This is a genomic window from Hymenobacter translucens (assembly GCF_020685205.1).
Classification (GTDB): domain Bacteria; phylum Bacteroidota; class Bacteroidia; order Cytophagales; family Hymenobacteraceae; genus Hymenobacter; species Hymenobacter translucens.
On the sequence record NZ_JAJERB010000005.1, the window covers coordinates 141,427 to 166,967 of the forward strand.

21 protein-coding genes are annotated in these 25,541 nt (G+C 62.3%); 10 read left to right on the plus strand and 11 right to left on the minus strand.

The features are described 5' to 3' along the window. Window positions 1-141: 141 nt before the first annotated feature. Window positions 142-1,971 carry a WG repeat-containing protein gene (locus LJY25_RS12665; RefSeq protein WP_227608715.1) on the plus strand — a complete coding sequence of 610 codons (1,830 nt, stop codon included), beginning with the start codon at window positions 142-144 and terminating at the stop codon, window positions 1,969-1,971. A 69-nt stretch (window positions 1,972-2,040) separates the two neighbouring features. On the opposite strand, the gene LJY25_RS12670 is transcribed toward LJY25_RS12665, so the two are convergent. Then, entirely contained in the window at window positions 2,041-2,688 is a 648-nt protein-coding gene (locus tag LJY25_RS12670; protein ID WP_227608716.1) for a response regulator, read from the minus strand. 766 nt (window positions 2,689-3,454) lie between these two features. Here LJY25_RS12670 and LJY25_RS12675 point away from each other — a divergent pair. The 7 genes from LJY25_RS12675 (at window position 3,455) to LJY25_RS12705 (ending at window position 10,911) form a co-directional block, all read left to right on the plus strand. Next, the gene (locus LJY25_RS12675) at window positions 3,455-4,105 is read left to right on the plus strand and encodes a response regulator (RefSeq protein WP_227608717.1); all 651 of its coding nucleotides are present in this window, start codon (window positions 3,455-3,457) and stop codon (window positions 4,103-4,105) included. Between the two features lie 521 nt (window positions 4,106-4,626). Next, window positions 4,627-5,523: a cyanophycinase gene (locus LJY25_RS12680; RefSeq protein WP_227608718.1), complete on the plus strand. Its 897-nt coding sequence runs from the start codon at window positions 4,627-4,629 to the stop codon at window positions 5,521-5,523. Window positions 5,524-5,693: 170 nt separating this feature from the next. Continuing rightward, a complete protein-coding gene (locus tag LJY25_RS12685) occupies window positions 5,694-7,244 on the plus strand; it encodes an FAD-dependent oxidoreductase (protein WP_227608719.1) in 1,551 nt (516 codons plus the stop codon). 346 nt (window positions 7,245-7,590) lie between these two features. After that, a complete protein-coding gene (locus LJY25_RS12690; RefSeq protein ID WP_227608720.1) occupies window positions 7,591-7,935 on the plus strand; it encodes an STAS domain-containing protein in 345 nt (114 codons plus the stop codon). A gap of 25 nt (window positions 7,936-7,960) precedes the next feature. Continuing rightward, window positions 7,961-8,335, plus strand: a complete 375-nt coding sequence (locus tag LJY25_RS12695; protein ID WP_227608721.1) for an STAS domain-containing protein — start codon at window positions 7,961-7,963, stop codon at window positions 8,333-8,335. A gap of 193 nt (window positions 8,336-8,528) precedes the next feature. Further along, window positions 8,529-9,677, plus strand: a complete 1,149-nt coding sequence (gene galK / locus LJY25_RS12700; RefSeq protein ID WP_227608722.1) for a galactokinase — start codon at window positions 8,529-8,531, stop codon at window positions 9,675-9,677. Between the two features lie 181 nt (window positions 9,678-9,858). Then, window positions 9,859-10,911 (plus strand): UDP-glucose--hexose-1-phosphate uridylyltransferase, encoded by a 1,053-nt coding sequence (locus LJY25_RS12705; RefSeq protein WP_227608723.1) that lies wholly within the window; start codon window positions 9,859-9,861, stop codon window positions 10,909-10,911. A 77-nt stretch (window positions 10,912-10,988) separates the two neighbouring features. Here LJY25_RS12705 and LJY25_RS12710 read toward each other — a convergent pair whose 3' ends face one another. The 8 genes from LJY25_RS12710 to LJY25_RS12745 all read right to left on the minus strand — a co-directional run bounded on the left by LJY25_RS12710 (window position 10,989) and on the right by LJY25_RS12745 (window position 21,391). Next, complete coding sequence (locus tag LJY25_RS12710) at window positions 10,989-12,341, minus strand: sensor histidine kinase (RefSeq protein ID WP_227608724.1); 1,353 nt, start codon at window positions 12,339-12,341, stop codon at window positions 10,989-10,991. Window positions 12,342-12,601: 260 nt separating this feature from the next. Beyond that, the gene (locus LJY25_RS12715; protein WP_227608725.1) at window positions 12,602-13,984 is read right to left on the minus strand and encodes a sigma-54-dependent transcriptional regulator; all 1,383 of its coding nucleotides are present in this window, start codon (window positions 13,982-13,984) and stop codon (window positions 12,602-12,604) included. 98 nt (window positions 13,985-14,082) lie between these two features. Further along, window positions 14,083-15,279, minus strand: a complete 1,197-nt coding sequence (locus LJY25_RS12720; protein ID WP_227608726.1) for an ABC transporter permease — start codon at window positions 15,277-15,279, stop codon at window positions 14,083-14,085. A gap of 97 nt (window positions 15,280-15,376) precedes the next feature. Then, entirely contained in the window at window positions 15,377-16,627 is a 1,251-nt protein-coding gene (locus tag LJY25_RS12725) for an ABC transporter permease (RefSeq protein WP_227608727.1), read from the minus strand. Next, entirely contained in the window at window positions 16,617-17,210 is a 594-nt protein-coding gene (locus LJY25_RS12730) for an RNA polymerase sigma factor (protein WP_227608728.1), read from the minus strand. Before LJY25_RS12730 ends, LJY25_RS12725 begins: the two co-directional genes overlap by 11 nt. Before the next feature lie 58 nt (window positions 17,211-17,268). Next, window positions 17,269-17,937 (minus strand): ABC transporter ATP-binding protein, encoded by a 669-nt coding sequence (locus tag LJY25_RS12735; protein WP_227608900.1) that lies wholly within the window; start codon window positions 17,935-17,937, stop codon window positions 17,269-17,271. A 712-nt stretch (window positions 17,938-18,649) separates the two neighbouring features. Beyond that, on the minus strand, window positions 18,650-20,137 hold the full coding sequence (locus LJY25_RS12740) for a TolC family protein (RefSeq protein ID WP_227608729.1): 1,488 nt from the start codon (window positions 20,135-20,137) through the stop codon (window positions 18,650-18,652). 6 nt (window positions 20,138-20,143) lie between these two features. Beyond that, window positions 20,144-21,391: an efflux RND transporter periplasmic adaptor subunit gene (locus tag LJY25_RS12745; protein ID WP_227608730.1), complete on the minus strand. Its 1,248-nt coding sequence runs from the start codon at window positions 21,389-21,391 to the stop codon at window positions 20,144-20,146. Between the two features lie 308 nt (window positions 21,392-21,699). On the opposite strand from LJY25_RS12745, the gene LJY25_RS12750 reads away from it, so the two are divergent. Continuing rightward, window positions 21,700-23,184 carry a nicotinate phosphoribosyltransferase gene (locus tag LJY25_RS12750; RefSeq protein ID WP_227608731.1) on the plus strand — a complete coding sequence of 495 codons (1,485 nt, stop codon included), beginning with the start codon at window positions 21,700-21,702 and terminating at the stop codon, window positions 23,182-23,184. Window positions 23,185-23,205: 21 nt separating this feature from the next. Here LJY25_RS12750 and LJY25_RS12755 read toward each other — a convergent pair whose 3' ends face one another. Next, window positions 23,206-23,736, minus strand: a complete 531-nt coding sequence (locus tag LJY25_RS12755; protein ID WP_227608732.1) for a DUF4240 domain-containing protein — start codon at window positions 23,734-23,736, stop codon at window positions 23,206-23,208. A 187-nt stretch (window positions 23,737-23,923) separates the two neighbouring features. On the opposite strand from LJY25_RS12755, the gene LJY25_RS12760 reads away from it, so the two are divergent. Beyond that, a complete protein-coding gene (locus LJY25_RS12760) occupies window positions 23,924-24,133 on the plus strand; it encodes a heavy-metal-associated domain-containing protein (RefSeq protein WP_227608733.1) in 210 nt (69 codons plus the stop codon). Between the two features lie 172 nt (window positions 24,134-24,305). Here LJY25_RS12760 and LJY25_RS12765 read toward each other — a convergent pair whose 3' ends face one another. Next, window positions 24,306-25,436: an AIR synthase-related protein gene (locus LJY25_RS12765; RefSeq protein ID WP_227608734.1), complete on the minus strand. Its 1,131-nt coding sequence runs from the start codon at window positions 25,434-25,436 to the stop codon at window positions 24,306-24,308. Between the last annotated feature and the right edge of the window lie 105 nt (window positions 25,437-25,541).

Consider the following 25,541-nt stretch of genomic DNA (forward strand, 5'->3'; position numbering starts at 1 on the left):
CCAGCGCCGCGGCGGGGATGGCAGCAGGTTATAAGCTTTTTACGCCGCCGATGGCCTGCGGCCAGCCAACACTTGCCCACCGCCGCCGTAGTGGGCACACTACTCCGCAGCCAACCTGCCGGCGGGGTTTCCTTATTTTCCATGTTGCACGATTTCCTGTTTGCGCCTTTTCCCCAGCCCGACAAGCAGCAGCAGTACGAGCAGGTTCGGGCCTCGCTCCGGGCAGATGCGGATGGGCCGGTTACGCTGCTGTTGGGAAACTTCGCAGTGGAGGATGGCGGCGAAGCCCTGGATGCCGTGGTGGTGCGCCCCAACGGCATCACGATTCTGCTGCTGGTACCAGCTGGCGGCCTGCTGACGATGCCGTCCCTCACCCACGGGGCGTGGAAGCTGGACGCCGAGCCGCTTCGGGGCAGCATCGCCCAAGCGGATAACCCCTTCGAGCAATTCCGCTTTCAGAAAGAGGCTCTGGTCGCCTGGCTGGCGCCCCAGCTGCCCCCGGAGCAGGTAAATCTGCAGTTCATCTCCGGGCTCGTGGTTTTCGGCCGCCCGGTCACCTTTGGCCCGGAGATCGAGGAGCAGCTCAGCAGCCAGCCGGGCACCAGCTTTCAGCTGCTGGCCGATGCAGCGCAGCTCCCCCGCCGCCTTAGGCAGCTGGCCCGGCCGGATATTGACCTGACCGACGATGACCTCACGCAGTGGGCCCGGGACTTGTCGGACGACCCGGTAACGCCCGAAGCGGCGCCCGCCGCCCCGGAACCGGCTTCAGCCGGCAGCCCGTGGCGGCGGCTGTGGAGCTGGCTCGGGGCTGATGACATCCCGGAAGACCCGCCCTATGGGGGCTACCCCGCCGCGCAGGTAGCCGCCAGCAGCGCCGAAAAGCAGCGACTGGAACAAATTCAGGAAGAGTCGCAGGCCGAGCTGCGCCGCCAGCTCCAGGCCCTGGAAGCCCGGGAAGCCGAGCGGGAGCGCAACATGGAGCAGCTCCGGGCCCAGCTGGCCCAGGCGCCGCCGGTTACTACCGAGGCCCGGGAACTGCAGGATCGGCTGGCGGCGGAGAGCCGTGAAAAGGCAGTGCTCGAGGAAGCCATTCGGGCCTCCCGGGCCGAGTCCGAAACCCGTAACCAAGAGCTCGATGCCAAAATTCAGCAACTGAGCAGGCTGATTGAGCAGCTGCACCAGCACCCGGGTCCGGCCTCTTCGCCCGGCTCGGCCCAAGCCCCGGGACGCGCAGTGGGCTCCACGTTGCCCGCGCCTGGCTTTCGGCTGCTGCGGCGCTGGCGGCAGCGGCTCCCGCGAATGGGTGCCGTGCTGGGCGGGGCAACGCTGCTGCTACTGGCACTGTGGGGCATCAGCCGGCTCTCGGCAGACCCACCGGCCCCCTACCAGGAAAACGGGAAGTGGGGTTTTGCCGCAGACGGGGAGCCGGTTATACCTGCCCGGTTTTCCTTTGCCGGTCCGTTTCAGGACCGGCGGGCCGTGGTGGCCGAAAACGGGGCGTATGGCATGATTGACCCAACCGGCAAGGAAGTAGTGCCGCTGCTGTACGATGCGCTGAACCCGTTCGTTGGCGGCTACGCGCGCGCGCGGGTAGGCGATGCCTACACGTTTGTTGATGAGGAAGGCCAGGAGTTTACAACCTACTTCTACAACGCCCTCGACTTTTCGGAGGGCTACGCCGCCGTGCTCGACCACCGGGGCTGGCACTACATCCGCGGCCCCGAGGAAGAGGAGCCTTCCAAGCCCCCGGTCATCTTTCGGGAAGCTTACTCGTTCCGGGAAGGGTTGGCGCGGGTAAAGCTCGCCGACGGTTACACCTTCATTACCAAAGACTACCTGACCGACCCGGCGGAAGGCACCAAGCCTTTTACCCGCTATGAGCTGGCAACTGATTTCGAGAACGGCCGGGCCCAGGTAACCCAGCAGGGCCGCCGCTTCCTGATTGACACGTCAGCCGAGCCGGTGGACTAATCATCAACACCAAAAAGCCGTCGGACCCCGGGTCGGACGGCTTTTGCACCTGAATAGAGCATAGGGCTCCTACTCGACCAGCAGCCCGCTGCTCACGGCGTACTTGATAAGGGCGGCGGTGTTTTTGGCCTGGGTTTTCTCGATGATGTTCTGGCGGTGGGTTTCGATGGTGCGCTTGCTGGTAAAGAGCTTATCGGCAATCTCAGCGTTGGTCAGCCCCTCGGCAATCAGCCGCAAAACTTCCAGCTCCCGCTTCGACAGGCTGCCGGGGGTGCGGGTATCGGCAGCCGAGCCTTCGGAGTTCTGCAGCTTGCGCAGCATGTTGAGCCCGATGGCGGTGCACAGAAAGGGCTGGCCCGCCGCCACGGTGTTGATGGCGTGAATCAGCTCAGCCCGGCCCGTGTTCTTGAGCGTGTACCCCAGGGCGCCGGCGTTCATGGCCTGGGCCACGTACTGCTCGTGGTCGAGCATCGACAACACCAGGATCTTGATAGCGGGGTACTCTTCCTGCAGGCGGCCCAGCGTTGCAAAGCCGTCCATACCCGGCATGTTCAGATCGAGCACCACTACGTCGCAGGCCGTTTCGGGCAGCAGGCTTAACAGCTCCTGACCGTTGGCGGCCTCCCCTACTACCTCGATTTCCGGCTCATCGCGCAGCAGGGAGCGAATCCCGTCGCGGATAATGGCGTGGTCGTCGGTTAAAACAAGTCGAATCATAGCAGATGGGTGGAAAGGTGAGCCGGCGGATTCGGGGAAGCTGCCCGGGTGTGGGGCGGACAGCACCCGGACAAGATACACGGCCCGAACAGTAAGCGAAACGAACTGTCAGCCGCGCCAGACAGCATACGCAGCACGAAAAGTAGCGCGTTGGGCCGGAAGGTCCATCAACCGCCGATAAAACCCGTATTTACCACCAACCGGCGCTTTTCTCCGAATTAATACGGTGTCCAGCTGGAAACGGACAGCTCAATACCCTGTAAGCCACAAGCCCCGGTCTACCATAGCTGCGAGTTGGTAGCAGAGGCGCAAGCCCGGCTACCCATCGAGGCTACGGCCGCACCCGGACAGAACGCGGGGGCGGGTTCGTCATGGCAAGCAGAGAGCTAATCTGAACGCACTCCACTGCCGCAGGACTAGACCGAGCCTGTCTAGTAGCACCCAAGCCATTAAAATACCGTGTTTTACGTAAGCGTTATCCGTAGAAGTTCGCACTACGGCCCCGTATACTACTTAACGGTACTTCATTTGGGGCAGCCTGCACTTTCGCGGTTCTATCGGCGCTACCTTTCGTATTCCCTGACCGGCCAGCTGATCTGGAAGCCGGACCCTAAATGCGGCAAGCTTTTTTCCGCATAATTTGTTTACCTGATACTTACGGTGACAACCGGCGCTTCCTGCCGGCAGGCTAGTACTTTACCGGGGGCCGAACCGGTTACTGACACGCCCGCTACCCATCTTCCCTGCACACCTCATCTTTACCCGTATGATCCGAATCATTCTTGCCGATGACCATTCCATTATTCGGGGGGGCCTCCGCTCCCTGCTATCCGCCGAACCCGATCTGGAAGTCGTCGGCGAAGCCAGCCACGGGCAGGAGCTGCTCGAGCTGCTGCCCACCACGCCCGCCGACGTGGTGCTGATGGATCTGAACATGCCGGTACTCGACGGCTTCCACACCATGCCCCTGCTGCGCGAGCAGTTTCCGCAGGTGAAGGTGGTGGTACTCTCCATGCTCGAGCACGAGAAGTACGTGAGCCAGCTGTTCGCGATGGGAGCCCGGGGCTACCTGCTTAAAAATGCCCGTATCCGTGAAATTGCCCACGCGCTGCGGATGGTAGCCGAAGGACAGACGTTCCTGTGCAGCGAGCTGGCGTTGGCATTTCTGGATAAAGCCAGTCAGACCAACGTCACTACCGTCATGGGTACGGGCCCCCGGGGCGCAGAGCTTTCCAATCGGGAGCTGGAAGTTTTGCGGCTGATTGCTGAGGGGCTGACCAACGCTGAAATTGCCGACAAGCTCTTTACCAGCAAGCGCACCATCGAAACCCACCGCCAGAACATCATCGAGAAAACCCAGGCCAAAAACACTGCCGCCCTTATCAAGTACGCCATGAATGAGGGAATCATCAAATAGCCGTTCCACCCGATTGGTAGAAAAGAAGAAAGGCTGGTAGATTCTACCAGCCTTTCCTTTTAGGGGCTTCCCTCCTGTCGAAAGCGGAGTCGGGACGCAGTTAATGCAAGCTCAATGCTGCTCCGAATTCAGAAGGCAGCGGCAGTTTTCATAGCGCAGAAAGGAAGCAGGTTGTAGAAGACAAGCCAGCCGGCTACCTGAAACCTGATGGGACAGGTAGCTGACTCACCCGGCTAAACGCAAAGGCCGATAGGGCTGCCCGGGGATTGATACGGATTTTCGTCCCGGCTAATACGGATTTTCGGTTTCAGCCGACCCGGGCCCGTCTTACCCGCCCCGTAGGGGCTTCTGACCCGGCACCTTAATTCTCTTGCAGTTAGCAGGTAGCCGTGTGGCCATATCGGGCCGCCCGCGCGGTGGGAAGCGTATGAGAAGCCGCGGCCCCGGCAACCTCAACTGCCAAACCGACGAAAGCTTCTTCTATTCCTTTCCACCACCCTGCTCACCTGCATTACCTTGATATGGCCAAGCACAAAAAAGACCCGTCTACGCATCACCGCGACACCTGCCCCATTCCAAAAGGCAAGCTGATTGCCGTGGGCGGGCACGAAAACAAAGGCGATGAAGCCGAGAAGGGCTCCAACCAGGATCAGAACCGCAACTTCACTCCCGACGCCATCCTGCAGCGCTTTTGCGACGAGCTCAAGGGCGAAAACCCGCTGGTTGTGATCCTACCCATTGCTTCTTCCGTGCCCGAGGAGTCGACCCAGGACTATCTTGACGCATTCGAGCGCCTGGGCATCAAGCGCCTGAAAGTGCTCGACGTGCGCGAGCGGGCCGATGCCAGCAAACCCGAGGTAATGGAAATGGTGGAAGAAGGCGCCGGCTTCTGGTTTACCGGGGGCGACCAGCTGCGCCTGACCGCCCTGCTGGGCGGCACCACTATGCTCGAGCGCCTCAAGGAGCGCTACACCTACGACCCCATCGTCATTGCCGGCACCAGCGCCGGGGCCACGGCCATGTCGACGCCCATGGTGTACGAGGGCCGCGACAACGCCGGCTTCCGCAAGGGCGAAATTGCCATTACCACGGGGCTGGAGTTTATGATGAACGTGGCCATCGACACGCATTTCATTGCCCGGGGGCGCATCATCCGCATGACCCAGGTTATTGCCACCAACCCCGCTTGCGTGGGGCTGGGCCTGGAAGAAGACACCGCCGTCGTAATCCATGAAGGTCGGGAGCTGGAGGTTATTGGCAGCGGGCAGGTTACCATTCTGGAAGGGCACAACTGCACCTCCACCGACATTCACGAAATCAGGCCCCAGACTCCCTTCTCCATCCGGGGCCTGACCCTGCACCTGCTGGCCGCCGGGCAGCGCTACGAGCTGACCACCCAGCCCCCCCTGCACCGGTAAAGCTGAGAGCTTAGAACGCAGATGTTAGAACCAGGAGCGTAGACTTCCGGTAATGCGTCGGAAGCCTGAGTCTAAGTTCCCTGCTCTTAATGCGAAGCTCTGCCTTCAGCAAACCACTGTCGCGCTTGGGCGTACAACCCGACTGTACCCTTTTCCCAACCTGCACCGCTATGAAACAAACCTCTGCCCGCACCCAAACCTCCTGGCTGGGCACCGTGCCCACCCGCCCCGAATTTCCGGCCCTCACCAAAAACCTGAACGCCGACGTGGTGGTTGTGGGAGCCGGTATTGCCGGTCTTACCACCGCCTACCTGCTGCTGCGCGAAGGCCGCCAGGTGGTCGTCCTCGAAAGCGGGGAGCTGGCCAGTGGGGAGTCGGGCCGCACGACCGCCCACCTCTCGAATGCCCTCGACGACCGGTACTACCGGCTTGAGCACCTGTTTGGCAAGAACGGGGCCCGGCTGGCGGCCGAAAGCCACGGCCATGCCATCGACCGGATCGAGCAGATCGTGCGCGACGAACAGATTGACTGCGACTTTACCCGCCTCGATGGCTACCTGTTCCTGCCCAAGGACGGCAAGCCCAAGGAACTGGACCAGGAGCTGGAAGCCGCGCACCGGGCCGGCCTTACCGCCGTGCACCGCCTGGCCGAGTCGCCCACCAAAGGCTTTCAGACCGGCGAGTGCCTGGTGTTTCCAAACCAGGGCCAGTTTCATATTCTCAAGTACCTGAACGGCCTGGCTGCCGCCATCACCCGGCTGAAGGGTCAGATCTACACCCACACGCACGTATCCGAGGTGCAGGGCGGCTCCGAAGCCAGCGTCACGACGGCCGATGGGCACACCGTGCGCGCCAAGGCGGTCGTCATGGCAACGAACACGCCCGTCAACGACCGGGTCGTGATGCACACCAAGCAGGCGCCATACCGCACCTACGTCATCGGGGCCCGGATTCCGAAGGGCTCCGTAACCAAGGCCCTGTACTGGGATACCCCCGACCCCTACCACTACATCCGCCTGCAGGAAGTAACCGAAGGCCCCCGGGGCGGCACACCCGCCTACGACCTGCTCATCGTGGGTGGCGAAGACCACAAGACCGGGCAGGGCAACCCCGAAGAAAGCCTGCGCTGCCTTGAGGAGTGGACGCGCAAGCACTTTCCCATGATTCAGCAGGTCGAGTACCGCTGGTCGGGGCAGGTGCTGGAGCCGACCGACAGCCTGGGCTACGCCGGCCACAACCCGCTGGACTCGGAGAACGTGTACATCATCACCGGCGACTCAGGCCACGGCATGACGCATACCACGCTGGGCGCGGTCATCATTACCGACCTGATTCAGGGCCGCTCCAACCCCTGGGCTGATCTGTACGACCCGGGCCGCGTGACGCTCAAGCCGGAGTCCATCAAGGAGTTTGCCCGCGAAAACCTGAACGTGGCCTTTGAATACACGGACCTTGTAACGGGTGGCGACGTATCGGACGAAAAGGACATCAAGCCCGGCAGCGGAGCTGTGCTGCGCCGGGGCCTGACGAAAGTGGCCGTGTACCGCGACCCGAAAGGGCAGACCCACGAGTGCTCGGCCATCTGCCCCCACCTGGGCTGCGTGGTGCACTGGAACGGCCTGGAAAGCAGCTGGGACTGCCCCTGCCACGGTTCCCGCTTCGATGCGCTGGGCAAGCTGCTCAACGGTCCCGCCAACCAGGACCTGGCGCCCGCGGAGTAAGCTGGCTCAGCCCTGCCAGCAGCCCTGTTCGGGGCAGTCGGTGCCACTCTGGTATGGACTGCCCCGAGCAGGGCTGCCTGCGTTGGAGCGCCCCGCCCAGGAGCAACCTGAACCGCGGCGGGGCATTTTTTCAGGCTTCCGGACCTTAAGGTTAACGGTGCGGCTCAGCGTGTTGGCAGCTCTCCGGTTCCGCTGGCGGCTAAGTAGTACGTACAATTTTATTCGGCTATAAAACCGTATTTCCCACCTGTTGCCCCGGCCGTCGACGGGGTAATTTTGTCCACGGCCCTGTTGGCGGCGTTCCGGACCAGCCTATCACAGTTGAATTCCGCCCTACCGTTACGCTATGGATATCTTCAAGTCATCCCAATCAAACCAGTGCGTTATCAGCCTGCATGGCAAGTGTGCCGGCGACCAGGACGCGGCCCAGCTCGGGGAGGCCCTGACCGAAGCCGCTTCGTACGGGGTGCCGACGGCCTGGGTGCATTGTCAGCACCTCGCCCAGATCGACTACAAGGGCCTGCAGGTGCTGCTCAAGCACATTCCCCGGCTGGAAGCGGCGGGCACCACCCTGGTAGTCTGCGGCCTGCAGCCGAAAGTTCAGGAAAGCTTTGAGTCCACCGGCATGACCGGAGTCGTCACCGTATTGCCGGCAAATGCGTATACCGGACCACTCCCGGCTCGTCGTTAAACTCCCACCCTAACCACTTCCCGCCATGATTGAGGTATACCGCGAAATCCTGCCCGAAAGCTACCTGCTGATTTTGGCTGATGACCAGCAGGCCGAGGAAACCAGTCCGCTGGCCAAGGCCCTGAAAAAGGCGTCCAACAGCGGCAAGCGCAATGTGTGGGTTGACTGCTCCCACCTCCACCACTTGTCCGCCTCCACGGTGGAGCTGCTGCTCAAGTACAACCAGAAGCTGCGCCGCCGCCATATGAAGATGGTGCTCTGCCACCTCGACGACACGGCCCAGGCCGATGTGCGCCGGGTGCCCGCGGCGGCTAAGCTGCCCGTGGTGCCCACCCTGCTTGATGCCGACCGCCTGTGCCACGCCGCGCCCCGCTCAACCGGCAACCGGGCAACTCAGTAGCTCCCGCCGTTTTCCTTATCCTGATTTCCCACTGCCCCGAAGCCCGACAGCCCCTGCTGCCGGACTCCGGGGCCGCTTGTTTTTACCGGTTACCCGGACAGCCGTGCGGGAGCCAACGAGCCGGAATAAGCGCAGTCAGCCGAACCGCCGGCGCCGGGTTCCGTACTCCTGACTTCCACCTTCGCTTTCTCGCATGGCTCCGCACGACGTTGAAACCACTTTCCAGCGCCACTTTGGCTACGCCCCCCTGCTGGTGCGGGCACCCGGCCGGATCAACCTCATCGGCGAGCATACCGACTACAACAATGGCTTTGTGCTGCCGGCCGCCATCAACAAGGAAATCTTCTTTGCCGTGGGCCTGAACGGCCGGCCCGAAGCCCGCCTGGTGTCGCAGGACCTGAATGAAACCTATTCTTTCCCGGTGGAAGCGCCCCGGCGCCAGGACCGGCAGTGGGCCAACTACCTGATCGGGGTGACGGCGCAGCTGCAGAAGCTCGGGCTGGACGTGCCCGGGTTCGACTGCGTATTCGGCGGCACCATTCCCATCGGCTCGGGTCTGTCATCGTCGGCGGCGCTGGAAAGCGGGCTGGCCGTAGCCCTGAACCAGTTGCTGGACGGGCAGCTTAACCGCATGCAGCTGGCCCGGGCCGGTCAATTGGCCGAGCACGAGTTTGCCGGGGTGCAGTGTGGCATCATGGACCAGTTTGCCTCCCTGCACGGCCGGGCCGGACAGGTCGTACGCCTCGACTGCCGCAGCATGGAGTACGAGTACTTCCCGTTTGATACCACCGCCTGCGACATTGTGCTGTGCAACTCCGGCGTTAAGCACGCCCTGGCCGACTCGGAATACAACACCCGCCGCCGCGAGTGTGAGCAGGGCGTGGCGCTGCTGAAGCAGCATTACCCCGGCATCGAAAGCCTGCGCGACGCCACCCGGGAACAGCTTGAAGCCCACCGCGCGGAGCTGGGCGACGTGGTGTACCGGCGCTGCCGCTACGTAGTGGAGGAAAACGCCCGGGTAGAGGCGGCCTGCCGCCACCTGCTGGCCCACGACCTGACGGCCTTCGGCCAGGAAATGTATGGCTCCCACGCTGGCCTGCGCGACGACTATGAGGTAAGCTGCCGGGAGCTGGACTTTCTGGTGGAAGCCGCCCGCCCGGCGGCCGGCGTATACGGCTCCCGGATGATGGGCGGCGGCTTTGGGGGCTGCACCATCAACCTGGTAGCCCCCGACCAGGTAACCACGTTTGTGCGCAACACGCGCGCCGCCTACCAGCAGCAGTTTGGCCGCGCCCTCGAAACCTACCACGTCACAATCGTGGAAGGCGTAGCAGTTGTATAGTTGTTAGTTGCCCGTTGTTAGTTGTCAGTTACTGATGATTGCAGGGAGTCTTGCTCGCAGGCTATTACTGGTCTTAGGCGTCAGCACTCACCTACGCTAATCCAGCACTCGCTAACACCCGCCATCAAACACCGAATAACGGACAACTAACAACGGACAACTAAAAACCAAAACCCAAAACATGTCTTCTTTCGATCCTGCCCAGCATCCCCACCGTCGCTTGAACCCGTTGACCGGGGACTGGATTCTGGTGTCGCCGCACCGGGCGCTCCGGCCCTGGCAGGGGCAGCAGGAAAAGCCCGAGCCCGAAGTACGGCCGGCGCACGACCCAGGCTGCTACCTCTGCCCCGGCAACACCCGCGCCAACGGCCTCACGAACCCGGACTACCAGAACACCTTCGTCTTCGAAAACGACTTTGCCGCCCTGCAGCCCGAGGCGCCCGACGGGGGCCTGGATCTGGGCGGGTTGCTACGGGCCGAACGTGAGACGGGCCGCTGCCGCGTCATCTGCTTTTCACCCCGCCACGACCTGACGCTGCCCGAAATGGACGTGGCCGGCATCCGCGCGGTGGTGGACCTGTGGGTAGATGAGTTTCAGACGCTGGGGGCCGACCCGGAAATCAACTACGTGCAGATTTTCGAGAACAAGGGCACGATGATGGGCTGCTCGAATCCTCACCCCCACGGGCAGATCTGGGCCCAGCGCACGGTGCCAGTGGAGCCGGCTAAGGAAACCACGCAGCAGGCGGCGTACCTGGCCCAACACGGCCGCAGCCTGCTTGCCGACTACCTCGATCTGGAACTGCAAGAGCAGAAGCGGCTGGTGGTGCAGAACGAGCATTTTGTGGTCGTGGTCCCGTTCTGGGCTACCTGGCCGTTCGAAACCCTGGTCATTGCCCGCCGCCACGTCACCTCCATCGAGCAGCTCACCGATGAGGAGCGTACCGGTCTGGCCGACATCATACGCCAGCTCACGATTCGGTACGATAACCTGTTTCAGATTTCCTTTCCCTACTCGGCCGGCCTGCACCAGCGCCCCACCGACGGACAGGAGCACCCCGAGTGGCACCTGCACATGCACTTCTACCCGCCCCTGCTGCGCTCGGCCTCGGTCCGCAAGTTCATGGTGGGCTACGAGATGCTCGGCAACTCCCAGCGCGACATCACACCGGAATGGGCCGCCGAAAAACTGCGCAGCCTGCCCGACGTGCATTATAAGAAAGCTGATAGCTAGTAGCTCTTGGCTGATAGCGTCGTTCTACCGAACTCGACCGGTCGTGCACAGCTATTCCGCCACACCGGCGACGCAGCTTAGCTGACTTCTGCCGCCGACTGACGCACGGCGGCCTGACCGGCAGTAGTGGGCGTAAGCCAGACGGTAAAGGCAGTCGTGCCGCCGGGCGTGGTTTCCAGACTGAACGGAAAGCCGTGCTGGAGCAGAATGTCGCGAATCATGGTGAGGCCGATGCCCTGCCCGTCGCGCTTGGTGGTGAAGAACGGAGTGAACAGGCGGCGCTGCACGTCGGACGGAATGCCGGGCCCGTCGTTTTCAATACGCAGCATAGGCGGGTCTAGGCTGGTGTGCACGCTCAGGTTGCCGTCTTCCCCAATGGCTTCGATGGCGTTCTTTACGATGTTGAGCAGCGCCTGCTCGATCTGCTGACTGTCCAGCTCCACCCATAGAGGCTCGTCGGCCAGGTGCCAGTGCCAGCTGATGTGCCGCCGCTCGGTCTGCACCAGCATCAGGCGGTGAATGGCGCGCAGTAGGTCGTGCACGTTGTGGGGCGCCAGTCGGGGCGCGGGCAGACGCACCAGGTTGGCGAAGTTGGCAATAAAGTTCGCCAGGTGGGTGTTGCGGTTGATGGACACTTCCAGCGCCTCGGTGAAGTCGGGCTGGTCGGCGGGGTCGAGCTGGGTGGTGTAGTAGGAAAACGACTGCAGGATGGAGTTGATGGCGCCAATGGAGTTGTTGATTTCGTGCGACATCATCCGGATCAGCTTCTCGTAAGCCAGCTTTTCCTGTCGGATCAGGTCCTGGGTCAGCTCCTCGAGCACGATAAAGTTGCGGGTAAAGCCCCGGTCCACGAAGTGCGAGCAGTGCGCCCGGTACGTCTGAATCCCGCTCAGGCGAATTACCTGGGGGTCGCCGGCCCGCAGGCTTTGCAGGGCCGGGCCCCAGTCGCCGGGCAGCTCGCCGGGGTGCTGCCCCAGCAGCTCGGCCGCGGATAGGTGCAGGCAGCGTTCCGCGGCGGGGTTTACGGCTTCGATAGCGCCATCAAAGTTCAGCAGCAGAATGCCCGCCGGGGAAGCCTGAATCAGGCGCTCCAGCAGGTAGCTTTTCTCGTGCTGCGTCACGCGCTCCTGCCGCAGCGCATCAATCATGTGGTTGTACACGTCGATCAGCTGATCCATCTCCCGCTGCCCCACCGGCACAAACTTCATCGAGAAGTCCTTGGTCCGGATGGCCTCGGTGCCGGCGGCAATCAGGTGGAAGGGACGCACAAACCCCTGGTAAAGCTGAACCGTGAGAAAAATTGAAATCAGCAGAAATACCTCACTGACCACAAACAGCGTAGGATTGGTGAGCCGCAGCTGGGCCGCCAGCCCGATGAGGACCCCGTGGATAATGGTAACGAAGAGCAGAAACTTGGCGCGAAGACTCATTTGGAGGAGCTAGGAGCTGCTAGGCAGGAGCTAGAAGTCAGGAGTGGATAACAAAAGTCAGGATCTGCGGAACCAGGATTTAGAAGGTGGAAGGTAATGAGTGGCGGTCTGTAGTCCAGCCTGTTAATTCGATCCACTCCTCAGTGCCAGCAAGCCCAAAGTGCGATTTGCTGGTAATGACCACCCTTCTCCGGCAGTTCAGCTAATGCCTAAAACCAGTCCTCCTGACTCCTAGCTCCTGCGCAGCAGCTTCTAGCTCCTCACTTCTCCACGTCAAAGGGAATATTGAACTTCTCGAGGCGGCGGTAGAGGGCGCCCCGGCTCAAACCCAGGGCCTTAGCCACGCGGCTCACGTTGCCGGCGTAGAAGTCCAGGGTCTTGCGGATCATGGTGGCTTCCATCTCCTCCAGCGTCATTGTGCCTACGGGCGGCAGCTCCCCGGAACCGGCGGCCCGGACGGGCGCTTTCTGAAACTGGGCCTGAAAGTCTTCGGGGCCGAGCTCATCCTTGCCGCTGACCAGCACGGCCCGCTCCACCAGGTTTTTCAGTTCCCGGATGTTGCCCGGCAGGGACTGGTCGCGCAGCCAGTGCAGGGCCCGGGTGCCTACTTTCAGCGAAGGGCGGTTGTAGGTGGCGCGCAGGCCATCGACGAAGTGGTTTACCAGCAGCGGAATGTCGTCGGCCCGCTCGCGCAGGGCGGGCAGGCGCACGGTAATCAGGTTGATGCGGTAAAACAGGTCTTCGCGAAACCGCCCTTCCTGCACCAGCTCGGCCAGGTTGCGGTTGGTCGCGCAGATCACCCGGATGTCGAGGCTGCGCGCCTTGCTGTCGCCCAGCACTTCGTAGGTGCGGTCCTGCAGCACGCGCAGCAGCTTCACCTGGCTGCTCAGGTCCAGCTCCCCGATTTCGTCGAGGAAGATGGTGCCCTTGTTGGCGAGCTCGAAGCGGCCCACGCGGTCGGCCTTGGCGTCGGTGAAGGCCCCGCGGCGGTGGCCGAACATCTCACTCTCAAACAGCGAGGCCGAGATGCCGCCCAGGTTTACTTTCACGAAAGGCCGGTCGCGGCGGTGACTGTTCTGGTGAATGGCCTCGGCAATGAGCTCCTTGCCCGTTCCGCTTTCGCCCTCGATGAGCACGGAGGCGTCGGTGGCCGCGACCTGGCCCACGCTCCGCAGCAGGTGCAGGAGCTGGGCATCGGCGCCCACGATGTTGCGGAAGTTGTACTGGCGGTCGAGCTGACGGCGGGACAGCACCTCCCCGGTATCCGCCGTCCGTTCGTTCAGGCTTAGAATAGTGCGGATGGTCTGAAGCAGGGAATCGTTGTTCCAGGGCTTGGTTACGAACTCCGCCGCCCCGGCCTTGATGCCTTCCACGGCTAGCGTAATCGAGCCCCAGCCGGTAATCAGGATAACCGGCACCTGGGGGGCCAGCTGCTTTACCTGAGTTAGCAGCTGCAGGCCGTCGTTGCCGGAGGTATCCAGGGAGTAGTTCATGTCCATTAGCATCAGCGCGGGCGGGGCCGTGCGGATCTGGGCCAGGGCATCCTCCGGCGTGGCCACGCCTTTCGACGGGTAGCCGGCCTGCTTGAGCAGCAGTCCGAGCGAAGTGCGAACCGCCAGGTCGTCGTCGATAATCAGGATCATAGCACCACGAAGAAAGGAAATCCCCAGGTAAGGAAAAAGGCGCGCCGGGCAGAAATCTACAAACAGCCGCTTTCGGCGGCCGGCCGCCGAAAGGCCGGCTACTCTTCGCGCAGGGCCACGGCCGGCTGGATGCCGGCGGCCTGGCGGCTGGGCTGCAGGGCGCAAACGGCCGTGAGCAGGTACACCAGCACCGTGGTAGCCAGCATGGCGAGTCCGTACACCTCGGTCCCCAGCCCAAACGCATCCAGCAGCGGAAACTGCACGGTCAGCAGCAGGCCCGCCACCACGCCCAGCGTGGTCACGACCAGCATCTCCCCCAAAAACTGCTTGCTGATGCCGGCGCCGGTGGCTCCCATAGCCCGACGCAGCCCGATTTCGGCCTTGCGCTGGTTGATGTTGTACCACAGCACCCCAAACAAACCCAGGGCAACGTTGATAATGAGAAACAGCGCCACCAGACCCAGGGCCGTCAGCGGGGTCAGCACGATCTTCATCTTGTCGCGCCGGTTTTCCTCGAGGCTGTTCACGGTGGCGTCCCAGCCCTTGCTTACCTGTTTGATGTCCTTGACCAGCTGCTGCTCCAGGATGGCCCCGCTGCCGGGCTGCACGCGCACCAGCAGCACCGGGCCGTCGTAGCCGTATTTCGACTTGGCCGTGTCTTCCAGGGGGCGGCGGTAAAACAGGGCCGGCTCATTGGCCGCCATGTCGCTGCCGGCCCGGTAGGCGTCGATAACGCCCACCACCAGCCACTTCTTCGAGCTGCTCTTATCATCGATATACTTGCCGACCGGTGCCTCGTCCACAAACAGCTCGTCGGCCAGCTTTTGGTTGATGATTACCGGATCCTGCCCGGAGTTTTCGTCGCGGCGGTCAAACCAGCGGCCGGCTACCACATTCAGCTTCATTACCCGCGCCATCTCATCGTCGGCTTCGTACCACTCCGTCTGCGAAGGAATCCGGCCTTTGTAGCGAAACTGGTCGGTGTTCATGTTGCTGAACGAGAAGGGCGAGTTGTGCGTGGCGTGCGTCACGGCTACCACGCCGGGAGTGGCCCGCAGGTGCTGCTTGAGCAGGCGCAGGGTTTCCTTGCGGCTCGCGGTGTCCTGCCCAGGGTTGAGGTCGAACTCCCATACGTTGGTATAATCGAAGCCCATCGGCTGGCGGTAGTTGTAGTAGCTGCTTACCAGCAGACTGCTCACCACGAACAGCACGAAAAACGACAGCACGATTTCGGTGATAAGCAGGAAATTGGACCGTTTGCGGTTCCAGATCAAAGTAAACAGGTGACGTAGCATCGGTTGAGGAGCTGATGTGGATAATGTGCTGATGTAGGCGAGAAAAAGCCGGAGCGGGCCGGTCGGCACCGCACCAGGTCCCCTCTTTCCTGTTCATCTACCGCCCTTTGAGCGCCTGGGCAGGGTGCAGGCGCGACATGCGCAGGGCCGGATACACGCCCGAGAGAATGCCGAAGAACAGCGTCACGAGCAGGGCCCAGGCGAAAATGCGCCAGCTCAGCTCGAAGTGGGCGTAGGCCAGAATGTCGGCGCCGCTGATAAGCTGCAGGGCGACGTAAGCCATGAGCAACCCCAGCAGCCCCCCGATCAGGGTCAGGAACACGTTCTCGACCAGAAACTGCCCGACCAGCGTGCCGCCGGTGGCGCCGAAGGCCTTGCGCACCCCGATTTCCGAGGACCGCTCCATAATCCGGCTCACGTTGATGTTGACCAGATTCAGGGCCGGCAGCAGCATAAACAGCAGGGCCAGGCCGGATAAGATGGCGTAGAGGGAGCCCAGCCCGTCCGATCCAGCCTGATTGTCAGGCGTGTACATCAGCTGGCGCGAAAACGAGGCCAGGAGCTGATCGGCGTACATTGCCAGGTAGGCCATGTTTTTGGGATCGGTAAGTGGGATGCGCTTCATTACCTGGTTGAACTCGGCCTGCACCGCCGGAATGTCGGCGGCCGACTTGGCCAGGATGATGGCGGCGTAATCGCCGTCGAGCTGCACCTTATGCAAATCGTCGGAGCTGGTGCTGATGGGCACCCACACGTCGGCGTAGGAGCTGATGCGCATCACCGGCACATCGTCGACCACCCCGGTTACCCGGTAGTTGGTCTGGTTTACCTCAATCGTACGGCCCACCACGCCCTTGTCGGTGCCGAAGTACTTGCGGGCCGTGGTCTGGTTAATGACGGCAACCCGGGCGGCGCCCTGCACTTCGGCTTTACCGAAAGGCTTGCCTTCGCGGAACGTGAAGTTCAGAATCTCCCAGAACACCTGATCCGTGTATTTCAGGTCGAGGTCAATCCGGTTGTTGCCCACGTAGCTGGGCGTGGCGTGAAAGTTCGAATAGATCGCCACTTTCTCCGGAGTTTTCAGGGTCCGCACGTACTTGTCGAGCACGTGGTAGCTGGGCGGGGTATTCATGTTGCCGCCGTCCTTGTACTTGACGCGCATAAAGTTGGCAAACAGCATCCGGTCGAGGCGGGACTCCGGGGCGTGCGCGCCCACCGTATGGTCGAACAACGCCACTACTACCAGCAGCACCATCAGCGTGAAGCTGATGCCGAACAGGCTGATGAAGGTGAAGAACTTGCGGCGCAGCAGCACCTTCCAGGCAATTTTCAGATAGCTAAGCAGCATACGACTGGGAGTGAAAAGACGAAGTGGTGAAGTGCGGGCTGGCCAGCTGGCGCTGCAGCAGGGCGCGGGCCTTGCTGAGCTGGGACTTGGACGTGCCCTCCGAGATAGACAGCAGCTCGGCAATTTCGGCGTGGCTGTAGCCCTCCACGGCGTAGAGGTTGAAGACGGTGCGGTAACCGGTGGGCAGCTTGTGAATCAGGCGGAGCAGGTCCGCCACGTTCAGGTCGCTTTCCACGGCGGCGGCCAGCGGGGCCACTCCCGAGGGACACTCGTCGATGTCGAGGTGCATGGGCTCGCGGCGGCGCAGCTGGCCCAGGGCCTCGTTTACCATGATGCGGCGCACCCAGCCTTTGAAGCTGCCTTCCTCCCGGTACTGGCCAATGGCCTTGAACACCTTCACGAAGCCGACCAGCATGGCTTCTTCGGCATCTTCGAGGTGGCGCAGGTAGCGCTGGCACACCCCGAGCATCTGGCCCGAGAGGCGGTCGTACAGCACCTTCTGGGCGCGGGGGTTGCCCTGGCGGCACTCGGCAATCAGGTCAGACTCGGAAAGGGTAGCGATGGAGCGAACCGTGGTAAGCATAGCCGTAAACTGGAAAGGAAGGAAAGGGTAGAGTGGATGCGGGTGGATTTCGCGGGTTTTAGCTGACCTGACTGCCGTCGAAGAAGCGGATGACGCGCTCCGTCTTCAGGGCCTGCTGCTCGTCGTGGGTTACCATCACGATGGTGACGCCGTCCTGACGGTTCAGGCCCAGCAGCAGGTCCATGATTTCCTCGCCCATCACCGAGTCGAGGTTGCCGGTGGGCTCGTCGGCCAGAATGATTTCGGGGTTGCCGGCCAGGGCCCGGGCAATGGCTACGCGCTGGCGCTGCCCGCCCGACAGCTGGGAGGGGAAGTGGTTGGTGCGGGCGCTCAGGCCTACTTTGTCGAGGGCGGCGTGGGCCCGCTGCCGGCGCTCCTTGCCGCTTACGCCGCTGCGGTACAGCAGGGGCAGCTCCACGTTATCGAGCACCGAGAGGTCGTTGATGAGGTGGTAGCTCTGGAAAACGAACCCGATCTTCTGGTTGCGCAGGTTGGCCAGCTCCTTATCGGAGTATGAGGTAACCGGGCGGCCATCGATTTCCACCTGCCCCGAAGAAGGCTCGTCGAGCAGCCCCATGATGCTGAGCAGCGTGGACTTGCCGCAGCCCGAAGGACCCATGATGGAAACGAACTCGCCTTTGCCGATGGTGAGGTTCACCCGGTTCAGCGCAACCGTTTCGATGGTCTTGGTCTGGTAGATTTTTTCGATATCGGTGAGCTTCAGCATGGGTTTGCCCGTAGCTGCTGCCGGCCGTGCCGCAACGATAGTGGGGTCCAGAAACAGCTGATTGGTAGGAGTGGAAGCAGACATGGCAGGGAAGCGGTTAGGGTTCAGAAAGGAGGTTCGATGGATAACTCAGCCCCGGGGCAAAGCGTGGACTGTCCGCTTTTAGATCAACCCAGGGGTTCCTGCCATAGAGTAAGCCAAGCCCCGTGCCAATGTTATAATTCATTATTAATCAGTATATTATATACGAATACCAGTAATACCACTTATAAAATATTGTCCAGAACCGGACACTGTGTTCGGTCCTGACACAGTGGGTGTTCATTTTTGAAAAATATTTTTGCGTGAGAGGTCGGCCCGGCCGGAAACACCCGGACGGAGTGCCCATTTCACCTCACAAGGCAGTCATTCCAGCCTTGCCGAGGAGTTTCGCGTGAATTGGGTATTGTCATGCGTAATCTGCCGTCTGCCCTGCGAAAGATGACCACCACTTTTTGTGGCTACTAAAGCAACGAAGCGGTAGAGATGCTTCGCTCTGCTCAGCATGACCGTCTGGCAATGGACTACTATCCTCGCGGGATGCTGCGCCTTCGGCTCTGCATGACCTCTCGGTAGGTCAGCAACAGCAACTGATCAGAAACCACGGCGCCCCGGTCAGCTGCGAAGAGCCAACCGGGGCGCCGGGAAACCAGGCATAAACCAGACGATGATCCTACTTGGCGACGGCCAGAGGCTGCTGCAGCGCGAAATCGTAGAGGGTGAGGGCACGGAGGCGGTAGTGCGCCACCCAGCAGGCGCGCAACGCGGCAATGTAGGCGCGTTTGGCCTGGTCTTTCTCGGCCAGGGCAATGTTGAGGTCGGTCAGGCTGATGCGGCCCACCTGGTAAGTGGCGCGGGCAATGTCGTAGCGGCGCTGCGACAGGGAGTCGGCCTGGGCGGAAAGGCTGAGCTGCTCAGTGAGGGTGCTAAGCTGGGCAGCCTGGGTGAGCACGCTCTGCTCGAAGGTGGCCTGCTCCTGGGCTACGGTCTGCTGCACCTGCTGGCGGTTTAGCTCCGCCGTCTTCACAATCGACTTCTGCCGGCCCCAGTCCACGAGCGGCATTGAAAACGACAAGCTAACCTGTTGCTGGTCCTGGGGGTTGGCATACGTCGTCCAGAAGTCCCGGGCGCTGTTCACGTAGCCCAGGTTGGCCTGCAGCGTGGCCTGGAAGCCGGTGGTGCCCTTGGCCTGGGCTACGTCGCTCTCGGCCTGGAGCAGGCGGCGGCGGAAGGCCAGGGTTTCGCGGCGGTTCTGGCGGGCCTGCACCAGCGCCTCATTCGTATCCACCTTCAGCCGGGGCGCGGCGGCCGGCACCGTCAGCTGCAAGGTTTCGGCACTTAGCCCGGTGTAGCTCTGCAAACTTACGGCGGCGTTCTGAGCATCGAGGCGGGCCTGGCCCAGCGCCCGGCGGGAGTTCAGCAGGTTTAGCTCCAGCAGCAGCAGGTCGCTCTGGCTGAGGCGGCCGAGCTGAAACCGCTCCTGGCCCAGGCGCAAAAGCTGCTCGTTGGCCGCCACGTTCTTGCCGGCCACGTCGGCGTTTACCTGCTGGAGCAGCACGTCGAAGTACAGCTCCGTGATGCGCTGGGCAATGGCTTCGCGCTCTTCCACGTACTGGCGCTGCGACTCCTCGTAGCGCAGGGGCTCGATCTTGCGGGCCCAGCGCAGACTATTAAAGCGCCCGATCGGCTGGCTCAGGCCGATGCCCACGGGGTTGTTGTTGTAACGCCGCAGGTTGCCGTTGAAGTCGTCGAAGCGCTGCACCTCGGAGCGGACAAACAACTCCCCGCCGGTGGGCCCGATGGCCTGGCGCAGCGTCAGTGCCACGTTGGAGTTGTTGATGCGCACGGCCTTGAAGTCGGTGGTGCCGTCCGGCTGCACGACGGGGGTGATGACCCGGCTGAACTCGGGCAACGTGCCCTGCACGCCCAGCTGGGGCCGGTAGTTCGACTGAAACGTGCGGTACTGCCAGTAGCTGGTTTCGCGGTTGGTGACGGCCTGCTTGGCAAACGACGATTGCGCCAGGGCCAGCTCAATGACCTCGGAAAGGCTCAGTGGCCGCTGCTGGGCGTGGGTGCTGCCGGCTGTCAGCGCCAGCAGCATTCCGGTAGTCAGCAGCCGGATTCCCAGGTTTTGAACGCAGGAAAGTAGAATAGTCATCATGGCCGGTTAGTCTTTGATGATGAGCCTGGGCGTGTCGGTGTACTCTTTGGTGTCGCTCAGGATGATTTCGTCGCCGGGCTGCAGGCCGCTGAGTACCTGCACGTGGTCGAAGTTGCTGTCCCCGAACTGCACCGTCCGCTGCTCGGCTTTCCCGTCGCGCACCACGAACACCTGCTGCTCTTTGCCGCCCTGGTAGAAGGGGCCGTTCTTCACCCGCACTACTTTATGGTGGGCCTTGGTTACCACGAACACGTCGGCGCGGAGGTTGGAGCGCAGCGCGGGGTGGTGGTCTTCGTCGAGCTTGGCGTAGAAGGTGACGACGCCCTTATCCACGGCCGGGCTCACGGTCGTGACGATGCCGCGCAGGTCGGTGCCGTTCACGCGTACCACCACCGGGTCGCCCAGGTGCAGGGCGTCGGCATAGGTGTCGGAAATGGTGGCCCGCACCCGGAAAGAGCTCAGGTCGGCTACCCGGGCCAGGGGGTCACCCTGGTTGACGGTGGCCCCGATGTTCTCATTGACCCAGGTAAGCACGCCGGGCTGCCCGGAGCTGATGCTGGACTGACTGAGCTTGCCGGCCAGCTCCCCGATGCTGCGGTCCTGAATCTGCATGGTGAAGCCCAGCTCCCGCACGTCGGCGGCGTTGGCGGCGCGCTGGTTGCGGATCTGCTCCCGCAGACGCTGCAACTCCAGCTGGGCAATCTTCAGCGTCAGCTCGGCCTGGCGGACGCTCTCGGCGGTGCCGCCCCCGATCTTGAGCAGGTACTGCTCGTCGCGCAGCGCCGACTGCAGGCTGTGCACCTTGACCTGCTGCACCTGCTCCTGGGACTGGAGGTCGTTCAGCGCTTTTTCCAGGCTGAGCTGGAGCTGAGAGTTCTTGTTGCGGTTCTGCTGCTGCTCGTCCTGGAGCTTGGCCAGGGCGGAGCTGGTCAGGTCCTTATCGAGCTCCAGAATAGTCTGACCGGGCCCCACCTTCTCCCCCACCTGAACCATGACGCGGCGGATGGTGCTTTGAATCGGGCTGGTGAGCACGGCTTCGTGCCCGGGAATAATCAGACCTGATGCGGTGAGCGAGGCTTCGACGTCCCCGGTTTCGGCGGTCGTCAGCAGAATCTGGCTGCGCCTGACGCTGGGCTGAAGCACCGAGCGGAACGCCAGCAGGCCGGCTACCAGCAGGCCCAGGGCGGCAGTGAGGAGAAGCCAGCGGCGGCGGGTGCGCTGGCGTTGAATGTCAGTGGATAGAGCTCTGTCCATTTTCGTGCAGGGAAAGGGGGTATTGCCCCTCTATCTGCCAAGGCCCGTGCCATTCAAGCAAACAACTGTATTACAATTACTTATAACCAATTCAACTAAGAACCCGATTTAAAATACTGTCCAATAATGGACACCGTGTCCGCTACTGAAAGACCAGCTGACCACTTCTGAGCAGGATCCGGCAGCCTCACTCCCGGCACTCCCGGATTTTCCCTAACCTTTGCGCTCCGTCACGGCTGCGCAACATTCATTGCTTTGCTGACCGTATCGGTTCAAGTAGACTGCCAACCCGGACTTCTGCCCTGCTTATGAACCCTGCTCCTCTTTCCGGCCTGTATTCGCCCTCGCTCAGCCTCGTCACCGACCTCTACCAGCTCACCATGAGCTATGGCTACTGGAAGAAGGGCATGCAGGACCGGGAGGCCGTCTTTCATCTGTACTTCCGCCGTCCGCCGTTTGGTGGGGGGTACGCTCTGTGCGCGGGCCTGGCCTACGTGGCCGACTGGCTGGAAAACCTGCATTTCTCGGAAGAAGACCTGGCCTATCTGGCAGAGCTACGCGGGGTCAAGAACACGCCCCTGTTTGAGCCGGCGTTTCTGGAGTACCTGCGCCAGCTGCGCTTTACCTGCGATATTGACGCCATTGCCGAGGGTACGGTGGTGTTTGCCAACGAGCCGCTGCTGCGGGTGAAAGGCCCGCTGCTCCAGGCCCAGCTATTGGAAACCGCGCTGCTCACGCTCGTCAACTTCCAGACCCTGATTGCCACCAAAGCCGCCCGCATCCGTGAAGCCGCCGGCACCGACCAAGTGCTGGAATTTGGCTTGCGCCGGGCCCAGGGCTTCGACGGAGGGCTTTCGGCCAGCCGGGCAGCCTACCTGGGCGGCGTCGACGGCACGTCCAACGTGCTGGCCGGGCTGCGCTACGGCATTCCGGTGCGGGGCACCCACGCCCACAGCTGGGTGATGTCGTTTGAAGACGAAGAGCAGGCGTTTGAAACCTACGCCGAAGCCTTTCCCGATGATTCCACCTTTCTGGTCGACACCTACGATACGCTCGAAGGCGTGCGGCGGGCTATCAGCGTAGCGCGGAAGATGCGGGCCAACGGGCACGAGCTGGGCGGTATTCGCCTCGACTCCGGCGACCTGGCTTACCTGAGCCGCGAGGCCCGGGCATTGCTCAACGAGGCCGGCTTTCCGAACACGCGCATCGTGGCCAGCAACGACCTCGACGAAAATCTGATTACCTCCCTCAAGCTGCAGGGCGCCCAGATCAACGCCTGGGGCATCGGCACTAAGCTCGTCACGGCCTACGACCAGCCCGCGCTGGGGGGCGTGTACAAGCTGGCGGCCCTGCGCCGGGCCGACGACAGCGGCTGGGAATACACCGTCAAAATCTCGGAGCAGCTGGCGAAAACCACGATTCCGGGCATTCTGCAGGTGCGGCGCTACGAAACCGAAACCGGTCAGCCCCGGGCCGACATGCTCTACAACTCCGCCGAGCCCCTGCCCGCCGAGCTAACCATCGTGGACCCCGTGGACCCGACGCGCCGCCGGCCGGTGCGCTCCACCACGTTCCGGGAGCTGCTGGAGCCGGTATTCCGGGCCGGCGAGCTGGTACGGCCGCTGCCTACCCTGGAAGAAAGCCGGGTAAAAGCCCAGCAGGAAATTCACCGCCTCGACCCCAGCATCCGCCGCTTCCTCAACCCCCACGTGTACCCGGTGGGTCTGGAAGAAACGCTCAACGCCTTCCGCACCCAGCTGATTCTGGAAAAGCGGATGATGCGGCCGGCCTAAACCCGATAAACTGATGTAACGCTATATCGGCCCGAACTTCTTCCATAGGCGGGGAAGCATCTTGGGCAGCTGCTCCTCGTTCCAGTCGTCGCCTTTGGTGCCGGCGGCACTCTCGTAGTCGAAGCCCCGGGCGGCGGCTGCTTCCCGGGGGAAAGTCTCGTCTTCCTCTTTGCCGGTAAGCTCCGCGAAGGCGGTGGTCGTCACGTAAAGCAGCTCTTCAAACTCCTGGTACGGTTCGGTCATGACGCCGGCCAGGGTATCGGGGGCCTGAAGCACCGCCGCAAACAAGGCTTCGCCCTGCCCGATTAGCCAGCACCGAAAGTAGAGGTAGTTGTCGTCCGACACGTAGCCGTCGATAATCTTCAGCGCAGCCATTACCGTAAAGTCATCGGCTTCCACCAGGTATTCGCGCAGCCGGCATTCAAACTCGATGATCTGCTCCGAAGTATGCGTCGCCAGCGCTTTGCTGAGCAGTTGCGCCTGAAGTGCCTGATCGCCCTTTGCTTCCAGCTTGGCCGAGTCCACTACCTGCCAGAATTCCTTTTTATCCATTTCTGTATCTGCTTCAAGCGGGTTGTTGAGGAAAGTCGGTTTCTACCCGCGAAGTACGGCATAACCCTATACACCAGGGGCCGAAACCTGCACCAGCCCGTGCCGCGCAGCCCGGTACTTTTGCTGAACATTCGTTGTTCTTCTTCACCGAACCCGCTGCCCCGGGCAGCCCAACCATCTACCCCTCATGCCTACCCTCCGTTTTAAAACCACCATCAACTGCGCCAACTGCCTGCGCGCCGTCACGCCTTCGCTCAACGCCGAAAAGGAAATCACCCGCTGGAACGTCGACACGAGCAACCCCGCCAAAATCCTGACCGTGGAAGGCGAGAACGTGAAAGCCGAGCAGGTAATCCAGGCCGTGCAGGAAGCCGGCTTCGAGATTGAGCCGGCGTAATTCAGCCCTAGAAATTTTACTAAACATTCGGTCATCCTGAGGCAAAGCCGAAGGACCTTAACACCGCTAAACGAGTCGTTGCTACGGCTGTCGTTATGAGGTGATAAGGTCCTTCCTTTGCCAGGATGACCGGGCGTTTTTTGTGATCTGAGCATAAGATCCAGACAAGCGGCTACGCGTCGTAGCGCAGCTCCCCGGCCCCTACTTTCAGTACGATACCAGCCTCAGCGGTGATGCGGCCGGCTACCTGAGCCTGGTAGCCGTCGGCCCGGAGCTGGGCTACGATGGCTTCGGCCTGGGCTTCCTCAGTGACGAGCAGCATGCCGTTGCCCATATTCCAGTAGAGGTAGGCATCGGCGGGCGGGATGCCGGCCAGCTCGGCCAGGCGCTGCATGGCGGGCAGGGGCTCAAACAGGTTGTCCAGCTCGGCTCCGACGCCGTTTTTGAGTACCCGCTTGAAATTGTCGGCCAAGCCGCCCCCGGTGATGTGCGCCAAGCCGTGGATGGGCCGGCCGGCATCGAGCAGGCGGGCAATGGCGGGGGCATAGATCAGGGACGGGGCCAGCAGCACCTCACCCCAGGTTGGCTCGCCGGCCGTTTCGCCGGGGCGCAGTCCGCTGTACGCAGCGGCGTCGGGGCCGTCGTAGGTGGCCTGGTGCCAGGCGTCGCCGTAAAGGTCCTGCAGGGTGCGGCGGGCCAGGGAAAAGCCGTTGGAGCGGAACGAGGGCGAGTGCAGGGTCACGACCGCGTGACCAGCTTCGATGCCGGCGCCGCTGATGGGCCGGGCCAGGCTGGGGTGCAGGGCGCCAATGGCGGTAGAGCACCAGTTGAAGTTCATGCGGGCCCCGGGCCAGCCCCCGATGCGGTTGCCCAGCTCGGCAATTTCGCCGCCCGTCACGGCCAGGCCGCTGAAATTAGCCGCGTCGTGCAGCCCCCGCATCAGCTCGTCAATCACGTCGTAGTCGAGCGTGTTCACGTCGATGATGTTGCTCAGGTTGGTGGGCACGAAGCCGCCGGCAATCAGGTCGTCGGCGGTCATGGCAATCAGGTCGTAGCCCAGCGTGTCGTAGCGGCCTACCCGCTCGGCCACTTCGATCTTGGTGCCGATGCCGTCGGAGCTGATGCCCAGCCGCTCGGCCCCGAACCGGATTTCGTTCGAGAAGCCCCCGTCGAGGTCCTGGGCCGGCTCCCCGGGCTTGCCGCTGCGGTTGGCAAAGGTCTTTTTGGCCCAGCCATAGGCGTTGCGCGAGCATTCGTTGCCCAGGTCGATGTCGTAGCCGGCCGGTTTTTCAGAGGAAGTCATGCGGGGAAAGGAGCTAGGAGTGAGGAGATAGGAGTCAGGAGTTGAGAGTAAAAAGCGGTAGACAGGAGTTTAGGTCTAGATGGTGAATCGGCAAAATTCATTCTA